This window comes from Pseudomonas sp. LB-090624 (genome assembly GCF_003205205.1).
Taxonomy (GTDB): domain Bacteria; phylum Pseudomonadota; class Gammaproteobacteria; order Pseudomonadales; family Pseudomonadaceae; genus Aquipseudomonas.
The window spans coordinates 23,221-38,047 of sequence record NZ_QJRL01000026.1 but is presented as its reverse complement, the minus strand read 5'-3'; the positions used below and the strand labels follow the sequence as shown (position 1 = coordinate 38,047).

General features: G+C 60.2%; 12 protein-coding genes and 2 tRNA genes. All 14 read right to left on the bottom strand.

What is annotated here, in order from left to right; all coding sequences use genetic code 11:
* Window positions 1-183 precede the first annotated feature (183 nt).
* The 14 genes from pnp to ftsH all read right to left on the bottom strand — a co-directional run bounded on the left by pnp (window position 184) and on the right by ftsH (window position 14,708).
* Window positions 184-2,289 carry a polyribonucleotide nucleotidyltransferase gene (gene pnp / locus DMX11_RS20415; protein ID WP_110746170.1) on the bottom strand — a complete coding sequence of 702 codons (2,106 nt, stop codon included), beginning with the start codon at window positions 2,287-2,289 and terminating at the stop codon, window positions 184-186.
* 250 nt (window positions 2,290-2,539) lie between these two features.
* Window positions 2,540-2,809 (bottom strand): 30S ribosomal protein S15, encoded by a 270-nt coding sequence (gene rpsO / locus DMX11_RS20405; RefSeq protein WP_003249971.1) that lies wholly within the window; start codon window positions 2,807-2,809, stop codon window positions 2,540-2,542.
* A gap of 147 nt (window positions 2,810-2,956) precedes the next feature.
* Window positions 2,957-3,874 carry a tRNA pseudouridine(55) synthase TruB gene (gene truB / locus DMX11_RS20400; RefSeq protein ID WP_110746168.1) on the bottom strand — a complete coding sequence of 306 codons (918 nt, stop codon included), beginning with the start codon at window positions 3,872-3,874 and terminating at the stop codon, window positions 2,957-2,959.
* Window positions 3,875-3,877: 3 nt separating this feature from the next.
* The gene (gene rbfA, locus DMX11_RS20395) at window positions 3,878-4,276 is read right to left on the bottom strand and encodes a 30S ribosome-binding factor RbfA (RefSeq protein WP_051101213.1); all 399 of its coding nucleotides are present in this window, start codon (window positions 4,274-4,276) and stop codon (window positions 3,878-3,880) included.
* A 116-nt stretch (window positions 4,277-4,392) separates the two neighbouring features.
* Window positions 4,393-6,921 (bottom strand): translation initiation factor IF-2, encoded by a 2,529-nt coding sequence (gene infB / locus DMX11_RS20390; RefSeq protein ID WP_110746166.1) that lies wholly within the window; start codon window positions 6,919-6,921, stop codon window positions 4,393-4,395.
* A gap of 27 nt (window positions 6,922-6,948) precedes the next feature.
* Entirely contained in the window at window positions 6,949-8,430 is a 1,482-nt protein-coding gene (gene nusA, locus DMX11_RS20385) for a transcription termination factor NusA (protein ID WP_009685349.1), read from the bottom strand.
* Window positions 8,431-8,489: 59 nt separating this feature from the next.
* A complete protein-coding gene (gene rimP, locus DMX11_RS20380) occupies window positions 8,490-8,948 on the bottom strand; it encodes a ribosome maturation factor RimP (RefSeq protein WP_060509592.1) in 459 nt (152 codons plus the stop codon).
* A gap of 130 nt (window positions 8,949-9,078) precedes the next feature.
* Window positions 9,079-9,155 (bottom strand) — tRNA-Met (locus tag DMX11_RS20375).
* 100 nt (window positions 9,156-9,255) lie between these two features.
* Window positions 9,256-9,341, bottom strand: a tRNA-Leu gene (locus DMX11_RS20370).
* A 21-nt stretch (window positions 9,342-9,362) separates the two neighbouring features.
* A complete protein-coding gene (gene secG / locus DMX11_RS20365; protein WP_110746164.1) occupies window positions 9,363-9,761 on the bottom strand; it encodes a preprotein translocase subunit SecG in 399 nt (132 codons plus the stop codon).
* Between the two features lie 4 nt (window positions 9,762-9,765).
* Entirely contained in the window at window positions 9,766-10,521 is a 756-nt protein-coding gene (gene tpiA, locus DMX11_RS20360) for a triose-phosphate isomerase (RefSeq protein WP_110746162.1), read from the bottom strand.
* A gap of 65 nt (window positions 10,522-10,586) precedes the next feature.
* Entirely contained in the window at window positions 10,587-11,927 is a 1,341-nt protein-coding gene (gene glmM, locus DMX11_RS20355) for a phosphoglucosamine mutase (RefSeq protein ID WP_110746160.1), read from the bottom strand.
* 16 nt (window positions 11,928-11,943) lie between these two features.
* Window positions 11,944-12,795: a dihydropteroate synthase gene (gene folP, locus DMX11_RS20350; protein ID WP_110746157.1), complete on the bottom strand. Its 852-nt coding sequence runs from the start codon at window positions 12,793-12,795 to the stop codon at window positions 11,944-11,946.
* An 8-nt stretch (window positions 12,796-12,803) separates the two neighbouring features.
* On the bottom strand, window positions 12,804-14,708 hold the full coding sequence (gene ftsH / locus DMX11_RS20345) for an ATP-dependent zinc metalloprotease FtsH (RefSeq protein WP_110746155.1): 1,905 nt from the start codon (window positions 14,706-14,708) through the stop codon (window positions 12,804-12,806).
* Window positions 14,709-14,827 lie beyond the last annotated feature (119 nt).

Sequence of the window (14,827 nt, the reverse complement as noted above, 5' to 3'; positions counted from 1 at the left end):
CACTTTTACCGCTTCGCTTAAGCCCTTATAAATCAACAAGTTAGCAAACAGCCAGCACTGCAGGGGTCGTGCAATTTGCAATCTGCACGGTAAACCTGCATGCAAGATGCAAGTCCGCAAAAGGTTCCCGCAAGGCATTAAAAAAGGGCCCCGAAGGGCCCTTTCCTGTAGCGTCGCAGTCGCTTAGACGCCCGAGGCCTTGGCCGCAGCTACGTCCTTGATCGACAGCTTGATACGGCCGCGGTTGTCCACGTCCAGTACCAGTACTTCGACTTCCTGGCCTTCTTTCAGGATGTCGGTGACTTTCTCGACGCGAGCATCGCTCAGCATGGAGATGTGCACCAGGCCGTCCTTACCAGGCAGGATGTTGACGAAGGCACCGAAATCAACGATGCGCTCAACCTTGCCGACGTAGATCTTGCCGATCTCGGCCTCGGCGGTGATGCCCAGGATGCGCTGCTTGGCAGCTTCTGCCGCTTCCTTGGTTTCGCCGAAGATCTTGATCGAGCCATCGTCTTCGATGTCGATCGAAGCCTTGGTCTCTTCGCAAATGGCGCGAATGGTGGCGCCGCCTTTACCGATGACGTCACGGATTTTGTCGGTGTCGATCTTCATCGCGATCATGGTCGGGGCGTTGGCCGACAGTTCGGTACGCGACTGGCCAATGATCTGGTTCATCTGGCCGAGGATGTTCAGGCGCGCTTCCAGGGCCTGGCCCAGAGCGATTTCCATGATCTCTTCGGTGATGCCGTTGATCTTGATGTCCATCTGCAGCGCGGTGACGCCTTTGGCGGTACCGGCTACCTTGAAGTCCATGTCGCCCAGGTGGTCTTCGTCACCCAGGATGTCGGTCAGGACCGCGAACTTGTCGCCTTCCTTGACCAGGCCCATGGCGATACCAGCCACTGGCGCCTTCATCGGTACACCGGCGTCCATCAGGGCCAGGGAAGCACCGCAGACCGAAGCCATGGAGCTGGAGCCGTTGGATTCGGTGATTTCCGAAACCACACGAATGGTGTACGGGAACACGTCGGCAGCAGGCAGCATGGCCTGGACCGAACGGCGGGCCAGACGGCCGTGGCCGATTTCGCGACGACCAGCACCGCCCATGCGGCCACACTCACCTACCGAGAACGGTGGGAAGTTGTAGTGCAGCATGAAGGGGTCTTTTTTCTCGCCTTCGAGGGTGTCCAGCAGCTGGGCGTCACGGGCAGTACCCAAGGTCGCAACGACCAGGGCCTGGGTCTCGCCACGGGTGAACAGTGCCGAACCGTGGGTTTTCGGCAGCACGCCGACTTCGATGTTCAGCGGGCGCACGGTCTTGGTGTCGCGACCGTCGATCCGAGGCTTGCCGTTGACGATGTTTTCGCGAACGGTGCGGTATTCGATTTCGCCGAAGATGTCTTTTACTTCACCAGCCGAAGGCTGACCTTCTTCACCGGAGAACTTGGCAACCGCCTGGTCGCGCAGCTCGCCCAGGCGCGCATAGCGATCGGCCTTGACAGTGATGGTGTAACCCTGCGAAACCGCTTCGCCGAACTCGGCGCGGATGGCGTTGAACAGCTCGGTGTTGGCAACGGCAGGTTTCCAGTCCCAGGTCGGCTTGCCAGCTTCGGCAGCCAGCTCTTTGACAGCCTGGATCACAGCCTGGAATTCGTCGTGGGCGAACAGCACCGCACCCAGCATCTGGTCTTCGGTCAGCTCTTGGGCTTCCGATTCAACCATCAGCACGGCGTCAGAGGTACCGGCAACGACCATGTCCAGGCTCGAGGCGGCCAGTTGCTCGTAGGTCGGGTTCAGCAGATAGCCGGTGCTTTCGTGGAAGGCAACGCGAGCGGCGCCGATCGGGCCTTCGAACGGAATGCCGGAGATGGCCAGGGCAGCCGAGGTACCGATCATCGCGGCGATGTCCGGGTCGGTCTTCTTGCTGGTGGAAACCACGGTGCAGACGACCTGCACTTCGTTCATGAAGCCTTCCGGGAACAGCGGACGGATCGGACGGTCGATCAGGCGCGAGGTCAGCGTCTCTTTCTCGGAAGGACGGCCTTCACGCTTGAAGAAGCCACCCGGGATCTTGCCGGCGGCGTAGGTCTTTTCCTGGTAGTGAACCGACAGCGGGAAGAAGCCCTTGCCTGGATCAGCCTGCTTGGCGCCTACCACGGTCACCAGCACGGTGACGTCGTTGTCGACGGTAACCAGCACGGCGCCGGTTGCCTGACGGGCAATACGGCCCGTTTCGAGAGTAACGGTCGATTGACCGAACTGGAAAGTCTTGATTACCGGGTTCACGGTTTCCTACCTTTTTCAGTGGCTCTTGGGGGAACTGGTTTCTTGCGAATTCTTGGGCAGAACGGGGAATCGGCCCCATTGACCGTCCAGATACAACACGAGGTTGGGAGCCTGGCAGCTGTGCGGTAAACCGCTCAGCTCAACCAGGCTGCCAACCTCGGAGATACGCGTGACGTGCCCAACGACAATGCTGCGAAACAGCATAGCCGAAGCCTGCGACACGCCATGCACACCACTGACCAGGCCGCTATTAGCGACGCAGGCCCAGGCGACCGATCAGGGCGCTGTAACGAGTGGTGTCTTTGCCCTTCAGGTAGTCCAGCAGCTTACGACGCTGGTTGACCATACGAATCAGGCCACGACGGGAGTGGTGGTCTTTATCGTTGGCCTTGAAGTGGCCTTGCAGCTTGTTGATGTTGGCGGTCAGCAGAGCAACCTGCACTTCCGGGCTACCGGTATCACCGGCGGCTTGCTGATATTCGGCAACGATCTGAGCTTTTTCTTCAACGCTGAGGGCCATTTGGCTTCTCCTGATAACGGATCCCGCATGCGGGGTCCAATAGGCCAGGGACAAATCCCTGTATTAATAAAAAAGGTGTGACCGTGCCTACTGACAGCCACCCTTGATGCCGTGGGGCTTGGCACCAGCCTTGCCCCCCGGTTTCGGTCATTCCGACCGAATCAGCCGACGCGGCGCAATGCGCCCGTCTTCGCTCACTTCACCGATACCGATGAAGCGCGCATTATGATCCTGTACCCGGACCATGCCAAATTGTGGCGCGTCCGGCGCGCGCACTGCCTGACCATGCAGCCAGTAGAACGCACTGTGTTCGGACAGGCTGACCATTGGCCAGTCCTGCAGGCCGCTGTCCGAGGGCATCAGAAAGCGATCGAGCGCTTCGTTGCCGCCTTCGGCGTGGGCCTGTTCGAGTTCCTCGAGAGTAACCGTCTGTGCCAGCGCAAAGGGCCCGGCCTGGGTCCTGCGCAGCTCGGCGACATAGGCGCCGCAACCAAGGGCCTCGCCAATATCCTCCACCAGGGTGCGGATATAGGTGCCTTTGCTGCAGCCTACGCTCAGCCGTGCACGGGTGCCTTCGCACTCGAGCAACTCCAGCCGGCCAATAGTAACAGAACGCGCCTCGCGCTCCACTACCTCTCCTGCACGTGCCAACTTGTACAGCGGCTGGCCGTCACGCTTGAGCGCCGAGTACATCGGCGGTATCTGGCTGATCGGGCCGCGAAAACGTGGCAGCAGCGCCTCGATGTCGGCGCGACCAACGGTCACTTCGCGGGTCTGCAGAACCTCACCTTCGGCGTCGCCGGTGTTGGTAGTCTGCCCCATCTGCATGACGGTTTCGTAGCCCTTGTCGGAATCGAGCAAGTACTGCGAAAACTTGGTCGCTTCGCCAAAGCACAGTGGCAGCACGCCGGTTGCCAGCGGGTCGAGGCTACCGGTGTGGCCGGCCTTTTCCGCGTTGAGCAGCCAACGCACTTTCTGCAGGGCGGCATTCGAGGTGAAGCCCAGCGGCTTGTCGAGCAGGATGATGCCGCTGACGTTGCGGCGGATACGTTTGACCTGGGCCACCGCTTACTCCTTGGTGTCCGGCTCGTCGGCTTCCTTGTGCAGGCGGTCTTCGGCCACTGCACGCTCGATCAGCGCCGACAGGTGCACACCGCGGCTGACGCTTTCATCGAAGTGGAAGTGCAGTTGCGGCACGCTGCGCAGCTGCATCGAGCGCCCCAGGTGCAAACGCAGGAAGCTGGCAGCGCTGTTCAGTGCCTTCAGCGACTGCTGCACGGCGTCCGGGGTTTCCTCGCCCATGACGGTGATGAACACCTTGGCATGGCCCAAGTCACGGCTGACGTCCACGGCGGTGATGGTCACCAGGCCGACACGCGGGTCCTTGACTTCGCGACGGATCAGCTCGGCCAGCTCGCGCTGCATCTGATCGCCAATACGTTGGGTACGGCTATATTCTTTTGCCATTCTTGCTACCTGTAACTTAAAGCGGCAAACGCCCGGACAGACCTGAGCCTGACCGGGCGCTACCTGAAGAGGTACCGCAAGCCGCCCTGTAGCGCGCGCTTGCGGTTCGCTCGCCCTTAAAGGGTACGAGCCACCTGGACTTTCTCGAAGACTTCGATCTTGTCGCCGACCTTGACGTCGTTGTAGCTCTTGACGCCAATACCGCACTCCATGCCCGAACGAACTTCGGAGGCGTCGTCCTTGAAGCGACGCAGCGATTCCAGCTCGCCTTCGAAGATCACAACGTCGTCGCGCAGTACGCGGATCGGACGGTTGCGGTACACGGTACCCTCGATGACCATACAGCCAGCGATGGCGCCGAACTTCGGCGAACGGAACACGTCACGCACTTCGGCGACACCCAGGATGTTCTCGCGAACATCGCTGCCGAGCATGCCGGTCAGGGCCTTCTTGACGTCTTCGATGATGTCGTAGATCACGTTGTAGTAACGCATATCCAGACCTTCCTGCTCGACGATCTTGCGCGCGCCGGCATCGGCACGCACGTTGAAGCCGAACAGTACTGCATTCGAAGCCAGCGCCAGGTTGGCGTCGCTCTCGGTGATACCACCGACGCCACCACCAATCACGCGTACCTGCACTTCGTCGTTGCCCAGGCCGCCGAGCGAGCCCTGCAGCGCTTCCAGAGAACCACGCACATCGGTCTTGAGAACGATGTTGAGGGTTTTCTTCTCTTCCTGACCCATGGTCTCGAAGATGTTTTCCAGCTTGCCGGCGTGAGCACGGGCCAGCTTGACCTCGCGGTACTTGCCTTGACGGAACAGGGCAACTTCACGGGCCTTCTTCTCGTCAGCCACCACCGACAGCTCGTCACCGGCTTCCGGGGTACCGTCCAGGCCGAGGATCTCGACCGGGATCGACGGGCCAGCTTCCTTCACAGGCTTGCCGTTCTCGTCGAGCATGGCACGTACGCGGCCATAGTTGGAGCCGCACAGGACCATGTCGCCCTGACGCAGGGTGCCGTCCTGAACCAGGATGGTCGCCACCGGACCGCGGCCCTTGTCCAGGCGCGATTCGACAACCACACCACGACCTGGAGCAGTCGGGGTAGCGGTCAATTCAAGGATCTCGGCCTGCAGCAAGACAGCTTCGAGCAGCTCGTCGACACCGGTACCCATCTTGGCCGAAACCTTGACGAACGGCGTGTCACCACCCCAGTCCTCAGAGGTAACGCCTTCGACAGCCAGCTCGTTACGAATACGATCGAGGTCAGCACCTGGCTTGTCGATCTTGTTCACTGCAACAACCAGCGGGACGCCAGCTGCCTTGGCATGCTGAACGGCTTCGCGGGTTTGCGGCATCACGCCGTCGTCCGCCGCCACCACCAGGATGACGATGTCGGTCGCCTTGGCACCACGGGCACGCATCTGGGTGAAAGCAGCGTGGCCTGGGGTGTCGAGGAAGGTGACCATGCCGCGGTCGGTTTCCACGTGGTAGGCACCGATGTGCTGGGTAATACCACCGGCTTCGCCAGCGGCAACCTTGGCACGACGGATGTAGTCGAGCAGCGAGGTCTTGCCATGGTCAACGTGACCCATGACGGTAACCACCGGCGCACGCGACTCGGCCTGGCCTTCGAACTTCAGCGATTCGGCCAGGGAGTCTTCCAGGGCAGTGTCGCTGACCAGGGTGACCTTGTGGCCCAGTTCTTCGGCGATCAGCTGGGCAGTTTCCTGGTCGAGCACCTGGTTGATGGTGACCGGAGTGCCCATCTTGAACATGAACTTGACCACTTCAGCGGCCTTGACCGACATCTGTTGGGCCAGTTCCGAGACGGTGATGGTCTCGCCGATGGTCACGTCACGGATGACGGGGCCAGTCGGGTTCTGGAAGCCGTGCTGATTACGCTTCTTCAGCTTGCTCTTGCCACCACGACCACGACGAGCGCCATCGCTCTCTTCGTCGGTGGTACGCGGAGCGGCACGTGGAGTCGGCGCCTTTTCCTTCTCCTTGACCTTGACCTTGATCGACACACGAGGCGCCTCGCCACGACGACGGTCGTCATCACGGGTACGGCTTTCGTTGCGACGGGTCTCGTCTTTCTTGCGCTCGGCAGCACGAGCTGCGGCGTCTTCGGAAGCCGGGGCGTCGGCGACAACCGGGGCCGGGGCAGCGGCTGGAGCCTGCTCTGGCTTGGCGGCAGGCGCTGGCGCAGCAGCAGCGGTGTCGGCAGCCTGACGGCGAGCCTGCTCTTCGTTGCGCTGGCGAACTTCGGCCTCGACCTTGTCGCGAGCGGCATTTTCAGCCGCGCGGCGCTCATCCAGCTCACGCTTCTGCTCAGCCTGGATTTCTTCCGGGCTACGCTGCACGAAAACTTTCTTCTTGCGTACTTCTACGCTGATGCTCTTGCTACCGGCGACACGCAGGGTGCTGGTGGTTTTGCGCTGCAAGGTAATCTTGCGCGGCTCTTCCGCCTTGCTCTTGTGGCTGCTTTTCAAATGAGTCAGCAGGGTCTGCTTCTCATTGTCGGTCACTACCTGACCGGCGTCGGTGTGCGGCAGACCTGCCTCACGCATCTGCTGCAGCAGGCGCTCTACCGGTGCCTCGACCTCTTGGGCCAGTTCTTTCACCGTGACTTGCGTCATGCACTTCTCTCCTCAGGCCGCGCCTAATTACTCGAACCAGTGGGCTCGGGCGGCCATGATCAACTTGCCGGCACGCTCTTCGTCGATGCCGTCGATGTCGAGCAGATCGTCGATCGACTGCTCGGCCAGGTCTTCGCGGTTAACCACGCCGCGCACCGCCAGTTCAGCCGCCAGGTCCTTGTCCATGCCCTCAAGGGAGAGCAGGTCTTCGGCCGGGTGGGCGTCTGCCAGTTTTTCTTCGGTAGCGATGGCCTTGGTCAACAAACGGTCCTTGGCTCGAGCGCGGAGCTCATTGACGATATCTTCGTCAAAGCCATCGATGTTGAGCATTTCTTCCAACGGTACGTAGGCAATTTCTTCGAGGCTGGTAAAGCCTTCGTCGACCAGCACTTGGGCCAGCTCCTCGTCGACTTCCAGTTCATCGATGAAATTGCGCAGGATGTCACCGGTTTCGGCCTGTTGCTTGGCCTGGATGTCCTTCTCGGTCATCACGTTCAGGGTCCAACCGGTCAGTTGACTGGCAAGACGAACGTTCTGACCGCCACGGCCAATGGCCTGGGCCAGGTTGTCCTCGGCGACGGCGATGTCCATGGCATGGGCATCTTCATCAACGATGATCGCCGCGACTTCAGCCGGCGACATGGCGTTGATGACAAACTGCGCCGGGTTATCGTCCCACAGGACGATATCCACACGCTCACCACCCAGCTCCCCGGATACGGCCTGGACGCGCGAACCACGCATGCCGATGCAGGCGCCTTGCGGGTCGATGCGCTTGTCCTTGGAGCGGACGGCGATCTTGGCTCGCGAACCCGGATCACGGGAAGCAGCCATGACTTCGATCAGCCCTTCGGCAATTTCCGGCACTTCAATGCGGAAAAGCTCGATCAGCATCTGCGGCGCGGTGCGCGACAGGATCAGCTGAGGGCCACGGTTTTCAGTGCGAATTTCCTTGAGCAGCGCACGCAGGCGCACGCCGACACGGAAGGTTTCGCGCGGAATGATGTCTTCGCGGGCCAGCAAGGCCTCGGCGTTGTTGCCCAGGTCAACGATGACGTTGTCGCGGGTAACCTTTTTCACGGTACCGGAAATGATCTCGCCAACGCGCTCGCGGTAAGCATCGACCACCTGGGCGCGCTCGGCCTCACGGACCTTCTGCACGATGACCTGCTTGGCGGTCTGGGCGGCGATACGACCGAACTCGATGGACTCGATCTTCTCTTCGATCACGTCACCAACCTTGGCTTCAGGGTGGGTGTCCTTGATCTTGTCCAGCCAGGTCTCGATCGCCGGATCATCAAGATCCGCTTCATCGACCACGGTCCAGCGACGGAAGGTCTCGTAGCTACCGGTGTGGCGGTTGATTTCCACACGCAGATCGACTTCGTCTTCAAAACGTTTTTTGGTTGCAGTGGCCAGGGCCACTTCCAGCGCTTCGAAAATGACGCCGGGCGGTACACCTTTTTCGTTGGATACCGATTCAACAACCAGCAGTACTTCTTTGCTCATCGTACGCCTCGCCTTGCGCAAGCCATTGGGCCCGGATAGTCCGCCGGGCCCGGCACGTCTCAGTCAAAACTGGGAATAATATTGGCCTTGTCGATCGAGTCGATCGGCAACAGGAACTCCTGGTTGTCCACCTGGACCACCACGTCCTGCTCCTCCACACCGCGGAGAAGGCCCTGGAAGTTACGACGACCCTCGAAGGGTGAGCGCAGCTTGATCTTCACTTGTTCGCCGGCATGCGAGGCAAACTGTTCCAGAGTGAACAGTGGGCGATCCATGCCTGGAGAAGACACCTCGAGGGTGTACTCACTGCTGATTGGATCTTCCACATCGAGAATGGCGCTGGCCTGACGGCTGACCGCTTCGCAGTCATCCACCAGAATGCCGTCTTCCTTGTCGATGTAGATGCGCAGTACCGAATGCTTACCCTGGGAAACGAACTCGATCCCCCAGCACTGATAGCCCAGACCCTCGACAACCGGGGCCAACAAGGCCTGCAACTGTTCTAGCTTGCTCGACACCTGAACCCCCTCGTGCATGCTGTGCAAATAAAAAATGGGCAAAGCGCCCATCCCTGAAAGCGCCGTTGGACAACGACGCCGAAAACTGTTCGGTTAGCAAAAAGCCCCTGAAAAGGGGCTCCGCTGAAGCTGGTTGCGGGGGCTGGATTTGAACCAACGACCTTCGGGTTATGAGCCCGACGAGCTACCAAGCTGCTCCACCCCGCGACAAAGCTGGGGCGAAAGTATAAGACCGAACCCTGCTGAGGGTCAAATCCAAACCTTCACCTGCAAGAAAGCCCGCTAAAGCGGGCTCTCAAGCTTCAATTGGTACCGAGAAGGGGACTCGAACCCCTACACCCTATGGGCACAACCACCTCAAGGTTGCGTGTCTACCAATTCCACCACCTCGGCAATGTTACTACTTGAAACCCGTTACTTCTGCTCTTGCGCTGGAGGAGGTACATCACCAGTGGTATTGGTGGTTTCGCTCTTCTGCTGTTGGAGCACCGGTACATCATCATTAACTGCCGGTTTTTGCGGCTCTTTCACTTCTAGCACTGCTGGATCTGGAAGACCTGCTTGGCTAAGCTGGTGAGCTTGTTGCTTCGCGAAGTATCCTAACCCAAGTGCTGTCAAAAAGAAAGTGGCAGCGAGTATTGCAGTTAATTTACTTAGGAACGTTGCAGAGCCCTGGCTCCCGAACACGGTATTAGAAGCACCCGCGCCGAAAGATGCACCTGCTTCCGCACCTTTACCCTGTTGCAACAGAACCAGCACTACAAGCGACAGCGCTGCCAACAGATGAAAAACAACGATGACTGTTTCCAGCATTTGTTCAGTTTCCTGCGGCGCGACAAATTGCACCGAATTCGTCTGCGTTCAGGGAAGCCCCACCAATGAGACCCCCATCGATATCCGGCATGCCGAACAGTTCGGCCGCATTGGCCGCCTTCACGCTGCCGCCGTAGAGCAACTGCACCTTCGCAGCTACTTCAGCATCTTCTGCCGCCAGCTGGCCGCGGATGGCGGCATGCACATCCTGGGCCTGCTGTGGCGTGGCCGTAAGGCCGGTGCCGATGGCCCATACAGGCTCATAGGCAATTACTGCATTGGCAAAAGCCTTAACACCGAATGCTTCGATGATACTGCTTAGTTGACGCCCGACAACTTCGAGCGTCTTGCCAGCCTCGCGCTCTTCAAGGGTTTCCCCGATACAAAGCACTGGCTTCAAACCTTTGGCCTGGGCCGCTGCAAACTTGCGATTCAGCACTTCATCGGTTTCGCCAATGATCTGGCGACGCTCCGAATGGCCAATCAACACCAACTTGCAACCTGCTTCAACCAGCTGCTCAGGAGAAATTTCTCCGGTCAGCGCACCCTGTTCGGGTTGTACAGCAGAATTCTGTGCGCCGACAGTAATTTCTTTACCCGCCAGGCCATCGATCACTTGATTGATGAACAGGGCCGGTGGAAATACCGCGACTTCCACTCCGCTCGGCAAGGCAAGATTGCTCAAGCCTTTGGTCAGCTCAGCGACGCTAGCGCGGGTACCGTGCATCTTCCAGTTACCAGCTACCATAGGGCGACGCATGCTTTACCTCGTCGGTCAAAGTGGGCGCAGATCTTACCCAACCAGATCTGCGCTGGCAAGCGCCTTCAGACACAAACTTCGCCGACCAGCTTGGCCAGTGCTTCTGCATGACCACGCACCTGGCTTTCGTCCTCGCCCTCGACCATCACCCGCACCAGAGGCTCGGTGCCCGACTTGCGCAACAGCACGCGGCCACGGCCAGCCAGTGCTTCGGTAACCTTGGCACTGGCCTCCTTGACGGCCGGGTGCTCCAGCGGGTCGACCTTGCTGGCACCGAAGCGTACATTGATCAGCACCTGCGGGCACTTGCGCAGGGCCTGACGGGCCTGAGCCAGGGTTTCGCCACGACGCTTGAGCGCCATCAACACCTGCAGCGCAGCGATGATCGCGTCACCCGTGGTGGTGTGGTTGCAGCACACGACGTGGCCGGAGTTTTCACCCCCCACCAGCCATTCACGCTCCAGCAACTCGGCCATGACGTAACGGTCGCCTACCTTGGCCCGCACGAATGGGATATCCAGGTCCTTCAGCGCCAGCTCCAGGCCCAGGTTGCTCATCAGCGTGCCCACCACCCCGCCCTGCAACTTGCCACGCTCGTGCAGATCGCGCGCGATGATGAACAGCAGTTCGTCACCGTCAACGATGGCACCGGTGTGATCGACCATCAACACGCGGTCGCCATCACCGTCGAAGGCAATACCGAGGTCGGCATGGCCTACCAACACGGCGGCCTGCAGCGATTCGATGTGGGTCGAACCGCAACCTTCGTTGATGTTCAGACCGTCCGGCTGGGCATGCAGCACCGTTACGTCGGCACCCAGCTCGCGGAATACGCTAGGCGCGACCTTATAGGTGGCGCCGTGGGCGCAATCGACCACCAGTTTGAGACCGTCGAAGCTGGTGCTGGTCGGCACGCTGCTCTTGCAGAACTCGATGTAGCGGCCGGCAGCATCATTGATGCGGGAAACCTTGCCCAACTTGCCCGAGTCGACAACCGTCATCGGCTGGTCAAGCAGCTCCTCGATCATCAGCTCGACTTCGTCCGGCAGCTTGGTGCCCTGGCCCGAGAAAAACTTGATGCCGTTGTCTTCGTGCGGGTTGTGCGAGGCACTGATGACAATCCCCGCCTGGGCATGGAAGGTGCGGGTCAGGTAGGCGATGGCCGGCGTAGGCATTGGCCCCAGCAGCATGACATCGGCACCTGCCGCGGCCAGACCGGCTTCGAGTGCGGACTCGAACATGTAGCCGGAGATACGCGTATCCTTGCCCACCAGCACACGGCAGTGCCCCTGCTTGCGGAAGGCCATGCCTGCCGCCCAGCCAAGCTTCAGCATGAAGTCAGGCGTGATCGGGTATTCGCCGACGCGGCCACGAATGCCGTCGGTACCAAAGTATTTTCTGCTCATAGGGACTCCAATGTTCTTATTCGGCGTTTTGCACCGCAGCGATCATGCGCACCACATCGACAGTTTCGGCCACGTCATGGACACGAAGGATGCTGGCTCCCTTGGTCATGGCCAACGCCGCCAGCGCAAGGCTGCCGTACAACCGCTCGCCGACCGGACGTTCCAGCGTCAGGCCGATCATGCTCTTTCGTGAAACGCCCACCAACAACGGGCGCCCCAGGCGATAGAGCGCTTCCATGTGCTTGAACAGGCTCAGGTTGTGCGCCAATGTCTTGGCGAAACCAAAGCCCGGGTCAAGAATGACTTTGTTCGTGTCGATGCCGGCGGCCGCACAGGCGGCCATCCGCTGCTCAAGATATCGTGCAACGTCGGCAGTCACGTCTTCGTAATGCGGGTCGTCCTGCATGTTACCGGGCTCGCCACGCATGTGCATGAGGCACACGGGTAAACCGGTATCTGCCGCTGCATCCAGCGCACCATCGCGCTCCAGGGCCCGCACGTCGTTGATGAGCCCGGCACCGAGACGGGCCGACTCACGCATAACGGCAGGCGTGGAGGTATCGACAGAGATGACCACGTCGAGGCGGCTATTGATGGCCTCGACCATCGGCGCCACCCGCTCCAGTTCCTCGATGACCGAGACCGCGCGCGCGCCTGGCCGGGTGGACTCGCCACCAATGTCGATCAGCGTGGCGCCTGCGGCAACCATGGCTTCGGCATGACGCAGAGCCTCGTCGCGCTGGCTGAAACGCCCGCCATCGGAGAAGGAATCAGGGGTGATATTGAGAATACCCATGACATGGGTACGTGACAAATCAAGAACCCGGTTGCCGCAAGGCAACCGGGTCGGGTACTGCACTGAGCTCATAGATGCCCTTAGTGTTGAGCTGCTGGGCCGCCGATTGGCGATTCCGGACGATCATTCTGGGCCGCAGGCGTGCCCGAATCCTTGTCATCGTCCCAGTCACGCGGTTCGCGTGGCGTACGCCCAGCCATGATGTCGTCGATCTGATCGGCATCAATGGTCTCATACTTCATCAGCGCTTCGGTCATGGCTTCAAGCTTGTCGCGGTTCTCGATCAGCAGCTGCTTGGCAGTGGCGTAGCACTGATCGATGATGCTGCGGACCTCGGAGTCGATCAGCTTGGCAGTCTCGCCCGAGACACTGGCGTGCTGGCTGCCGGCACTGCGGCCGAGGAACACTTCACCCTCTTCTTCGGCGTACATCAGCGGGCCGAGCTTCTCGGACAGGCCCCACTTGGTGACCATGTTCCGAGCGATCTGGCTGGCACGCATGATGTCGTTCGACGCACCGGTGGTGACGCCATCGAAGCCCAGCGTCATCTCTTCGGCAATACGGCCACCGTACAGCGAGCAGATCTGACTGATCAGCGCACGCTTGGACAGGCTGTAGCGGTCTTCTTCCGGCAGGAACATGGTCACACCCAGGGCACGGCCACGCGGGATGATGGAAACCTTGTAGACCGGGTCGTGCTCAGGCACCAGGCGACCGACAATGGCATGGCCAGCCTCGTGGTAAGCGGTGTTCTTCTTTTCCTTCTCGGACATGACCATGGTCTTGCGCTCGGCGCCCATCATGATCTTGTCCTTGGCCAGCTCGAACTCTTTCATTTCGACCAGGCGCTTGTTGGAACGCGCGGCAAACAGCGATGCTTCGTTGACCAGGTTGGCAAGGTCGGCACCGGAGAAGCCTGGGGTACCACGGGCAATGACGGCCGGGTTGACGTTCTCGCCAATCGGCACCTTGCGCATGTGCACCTTGAGGATCTGTTCGCGACCACGGATATCCGGCAGGCCAACCACTACCTGGCGGTCGAAGCGGCCGGGACGCAGCAATGCCGGGTCGAGCACGTCCGGACGGTTGGTTGCGGCGATGACGATGATGCCATCGTTCATTTCAAAGCCGTCCATCTCCACCAGCAACTGGTTGAGGGTTTGCTCACGCTCGTCGTGACCGCCACCCATGCCGGCGCCACGGTGGCGACCAACGGCGTCGATCTCGTCGATGAAGATGATGCACGGGGCGTGCTTCTTGGCCTGTTCGAACATGTCGCGAACGCGGCTGGCACCGACACCGACGAACATTTCCACGAAGTCCGAACCGGAGATGGTGAAGAACGGCACCTTCGCCTCACCGGCGATGGCCTTGGCCAGCAGGGTCTTACCCGTACCGGGCGGGCCAACCATCAGCACGCCACGCGGGATACGGCCACCCAAGCGCTGGAACTTGCCCGGGTCACGCAGGAACTCGACCAGCTCGCCGACTTCTTCCTTGGCTTCATCGCAACCTGCGACATCGGCCAGGGTGGTCTTGACCTGGTCTTCCGACAGCAGGCGCGCCTTGCTCTTGCCGAAACTCATCGGCCCGCCCTTGCCGCCCGCACCGCCCTGCATCTGGCGCATGAAGAACATGAACACGGCAATGATCACCAGGATCGGGAAGCTGGCTACCAGCAACTGGGTCCAGATGCTCTGCTGCTCAGGCTGTTTGCCTTCGACGACCACATGGTTGTCGACCAGGTCGCCAATCAGGCCGTTATCGGTAATGGCCGGGCGCACCGTCTTGAAGTTGTCGCCGTCGGCGCGTTTGCCGGTAATGATGTAGCCGTCGACAGTCACACGCTCGACCTTGCCATCCTTGACCTGCTGGATGAAGTCGGAGTAGTTGAGGGTCTGCGGCTCGTTAGGGCTGGAGAAGTTGTTCATCACTGTCACCAGGACAGCTGCGATGATCAACCACAGGATCAGATTCTTTGCCATGTCGTTCAATTCGCTACCCTCTGAGGCCGGCGCACGACGCAGCCGTGCCTCGCATGATATTCATCGCCCTAACTTACTACATTACCTACGCAGCCGCAGGCACCGTCTGTAACCCTTTG

Excerpts from the sequence above, each read along its gene's own strand:
- folP (WP_110746157.1), bottom strand. The coding sequence starts at position 12,795 with ATGAGCTCAGTGCAGTACCCGACCCGGTTGCCTTGCGGCAACCGGGTT.
- tpiA (WP_110746162.1), bottom strand. The coding sequence starts at position 10,521 with ATGCGTCGCCCTATGGTAGCTGGTAACTGGAAGATGCACGGTACCCGC.
- glmM (WP_110746160.1), bottom strand. The coding sequence starts at position 11,927 with ATGAGCAGAAAATACTTTGGTACCGACGGCATTCGTGGCCGCGTCGGC.
- rbfA (WP_051101213.1), bottom strand. The coding sequence starts at position 4,276 with ATGGCAAAAGAATATAGCCGTACCCAACGTATTGGCGATCAGATGCAG.
- nusA (WP_009685349.1), bottom strand. The coding sequence starts at position 8,430 with ATGAGCAAAGAAGTACTGCTGGTTGTTGAATCGGTATCCAACGAAAAA.
- infB (WP_110746166.1), bottom strand. The coding sequence starts at position 6,921 with ATGACGCAAGTCACGGTGAAAGAACTGGCCCAAGAGGTCGAGGCACCG.
- rpsO (WP_003249971.1), bottom strand. The coding sequence starts at position 2,809 with ATGGCCCTCAGCGTTGAAGAAAAAGCTCAGATCGTTGCCGAATATCAG.
- ftsH (WP_110746155.1), bottom strand. The coding sequence starts at position 14,708 with ATGGCAAAGAATCTGATCCTGTGGTTGATCATCGCAGCTGTCCTGGTG.
- secG (WP_110746164.1), bottom strand. The coding sequence starts at position 9,761 with ATGCTGGAAACAGTCATCGTTGTTTTTCATCTGTTGGCAGCGCTGTCG.